Source organism: Streptomyces sp. MK7 (assembly GCF_032658145.1).
Classification (GTDB): domain Bacteria; phylum Actinomycetota; class Actinomycetes; order Streptomycetales; family Streptomycetaceae; genus Streptomyces; species Streptomyces spiralis.
Window position 1 is genome coordinate 1 of sequence record NZ_JAVACL010000187.1, and the last position, 287, is coordinate 287.

General features: G+C 65.5%; 1 pseudogene. It reads right to left on the minus strand.

The features are described from left to right. A pseudogene (locus R2S09_RS40425) lies at positions 1-287 on the minus strand (IS701 family transposase); the annotation flags it as partial.

Genomic DNA, 287 nt, shown 5'->3' on the forward strand with positions numbered 1-287 from the left:
CTGAGAGGTATGAGGTCTTGCTCGTCCTTCGCGTCGCCCCTTTTGCGGCTTCTGCGGCGCGGACTGCGGTCAAGTAGGCGAGTGCGGCCATCGACAGGGTGATGTGCCGGTACCAGGCTCGGTAGAGCCGGACCTGGTAGTGGTCCAGGCCGCACTCGCCCTTGGCGGTCTGGAAGCACTCTTCCACCGCCCACCTCGCTGCGGCGACTTTGACCAGGTCTTTCAGCCGGGAAGAGGCCGGTCCGTAGCAGACGTAGTAGGCGATCTCGGTGGGGTCGGCCACGCTG